This window comes from Prochlorococcus sp. ALOHA_ZT_50 (assembly GCF_022447305.1).
In the GTDB taxonomy this organism is placed as follows: Bacteria; Cyanobacteriota; Cyanobacteriia; order PCC-6307; family Cyanobiaceae; genus Prochlorococcus_A.
The window spans coordinates 1-2,585 of record NZ_JAKVCI010000058.1 but is presented as its reverse complement, the minus strand read 5'-3'; the positions used below and the strand labels follow the sequence as shown (position 1 = coordinate 2,585).

Annotated in this window: 4 protein-coding genes; 3 read left to right on the top strand and 1 reads right to left on the bottom strand. The window is 33.1% G+C overall.

What is annotated here, in order from left to right:
* Window positions 1-238: DDE-type integrase/transposase/recombinase (locus MK115_RS09110; protein WP_353847961.1), on the top strand; the 238-nt coding region annotated here is incomplete at its 5' end.
* 39 nt (window positions 239-277) lie between these two features.
* On the top strand, window positions 278-1,483 hold the full coding sequence (locus MK115_RS09105) for an IS256 family transposase (protein ID WP_287610897.1): 1,206 nt from the start codon (window positions 278-280) through the stop codon (window positions 1,481-1,483).
* A 115-nt stretch (window positions 1,484-1,598) separates the two neighbouring features.
* Here the strand turns inward: MK115_RS09105 and MK115_RS09100 are convergent, their stop codons facing one another.
* Window positions 1,599-1,934 carry a helix-turn-helix domain-containing protein gene (locus MK115_RS09100; protein WP_287610895.1) on the bottom strand — a complete coding sequence of 112 codons (336 nt, stop codon included), beginning with the start codon at window positions 1,932-1,934 and terminating at the stop codon, window positions 1,599-1,601.
* 91 nt (window positions 1,935-2,025) lie between these two features.
* Between MK115_RS09100 and MK115_RS09095 the strand changes: the two genes are divergently transcribed.
* The coding region (locus tag MK115_RS09095) for a ParB/Srx family N-terminal domain-containing protein (protein ID WP_287610893.1) at window positions 2,026-2,585 on the top strand (560 nt) is incomplete at its 3' end.

Below are 2,585 nucleotides of genomic sequence, written 5' to 3'. Positions count from 1 at the left end.
AAATGTACCTTCAATCTCCCACTCAGACCAAGGTTCAGAGTATAGGAGTAGAGCTTATCGAGAAATTTTAGAGTCATATGAAATCAAGATATCTATGAGCCCTAAAGCATCTCCATGGAGAAATGGCTTTCAAGAGTCCTACTACAGAGGTTTTAAAGAAGATTTGGGTGAGATTAGGAATTTAAATTGTCCCGGTGAGTTGTTTGAATCTGTGGCACAAACAGAGAGTGTAAAATAAATTGTGTAAATTCCTTTAAATAAAAAGGAGAAAACATAAATGTCAAACATAAAAGAATATGCTCGGAAATTGCGTGACGAGAACAAGGGTCTTCGAATGAAAGATGTTGAAGATTTGATGGGCAGATTGATGAAGGAGATGATCCAAGAGATCCTTCAAGGAGAGATGGAATCGCATCTGGGCTACAAGAAACATGAGAGATCTGAGTCAAAGAATTCAAGAAATGGTACTAGGGAAAAAACTTTTAAAACAGACTTTGGAGAATTACCATTAGAGATTCCTCGTGATCGCGAATCAAGCTTCAAGCCAATACTGGTAAATAATTTAGGCAGTTTAAGTGATGGTCTTGAAGAAAAGATCATAGCTCTTTATGCTCGGGGACTATCAACTAGAGACTTGAATGAACATTTGGCGGAGATATATGGAGTAAAAGTTTCAGCTGAATTGGTGAGTAATATAACAGACAAAATCTACCCCAAAATTCAAGAATGGCAGAACCGTCAGTTAGATAAAGTTTACCCAGTAGTATTCTTTGATTGTATCCACTACAGTGTTCGTCATGAAAGTCGTGTAATCAAAAAGGCGGTATATATTTGTCTGGCAATTGATTCTAATGGCTTAAAGGATATATTAGGCATGTGGATAGGAGATGGTGCAGAAAGTGCAAAATATTGGTTAACAGTTGCAAATGAGCTGAAGAACAGGGGGCTAGAAGATATACTGATAGCGTGCATGGATGGTTTAACAGGTTTAGCAGATTCTATCCGTGCTGTATTCCCAAAAGTCGAGATTCAACGCTGCATAATTCATCAGGTTAGAAATTCTGTTAAGCATGTTTCCTACAAAGATCGGAAACAAATTTGTAGTGATTTGAAGCAGATATATGGCTCTCCTACAGAGCAATCTGGATACCAAGCTTTGCAAGAATTTAAAGATAAATGGGATAACAAATATCCATCAATATCAAAATCATGGGAAACTAATTGGACAGAGCTATCGACATTCTTTGCTTATCCAAATGAAGTGAGACGGCTGATCTATACTACGAATGCACTGGAAAGTTTAAATCGTCAATTTAGAAAAGTAACTAAAGCAAAATCAGTTTTCCCTACTGATAAATCATTAGAGAAATCTCTTTTCTTAGCGATGCAGAATATTACCAAAAAATGGACTATGCCTGTTAGAAACTGGGGTTTAGTCGTAAATCAATTGGAAATATTCTTTGAAGGAAGGTTTAGCTCCTAAGGTCACAAAAGTTTATCACAGCATCCCTTCTGGAGCTGTGATTTTTAAACTTTTAACCTTGGAGCTGATAAAACAAAAAATGACAAAATTTGGAATTTACACAAAATATTTTACATTACCGATTATTTTGTAAAAATTGAATTAATTTTTTTACCATATCAATATTAGCTAAATTTAATTGATACTGATCTGTAAGTATTTCATCCAGATTATTAGCCTCATAAGTTGTTTTATCTAAAAAATAATCAAAGCTATACCCAAGATTTTTAACAAGATTTTCCAGATCAAAAATTGAAATCTTCCTTTCACCTGTTTCTAGATATGAAATAGCAGTACTAGATTTAAAACCCAAAACTGTAGCTAATTCTTTTTGTGAAAATCCTTTATTTTCTCGCGCAACCCTTATCTTTTTACCGATTTCAATATAACGCTGCTTCTCGTTTTTTACCATATTGGTATTATACGATCTTTTTTTTCTTGCAATTTGATTTAATATTTGCTATCTTGAAACAAGAAATGTGAATAACAAAATGGTAAATAAAATGAAATTGAATATTGTAAATATAAAAGATATAAAACCTTATAAAAATAATCCTAGAAAGCATAGTAAAAAGCATATTCATGAAATAGAAAGAAGTATTAAAGAATTTGGTTTCACTAACCCGGTTTTAGTTGATGAATTTGGTGAAATACTTGCTGGACATGGGAGATACTATGCTGCTCTAAATCTCAAGCTTGAAACGATACCCGTGATTAATCTTAAAGATTTAACCTCTGAAAAAAAGAGGCTTTATAGAATCACGGATAATAAATTAACTGAGAATGGTAGATGGGATGAAGATTTACTCGCACTAGAGTTTAAGGATTTAGCAGAACTCAACTTAGATTTGGATTTGGATATCACAGGTTTTAGTACAACTGAAATAGATTTATCAATAGATAGCTTAAACTCAGAATTTCAAGAAACAGCAGAGTTATTGGAAGATTTTGATGAAGATTATAACCCTGTTACTAAATTAGGTGATGTTTGGTTATTAGGTAATAATCGTCTTCTTTGTGGTGATTCTCTTTTAGATACATCTTATAAAGTTTTAATGAATAA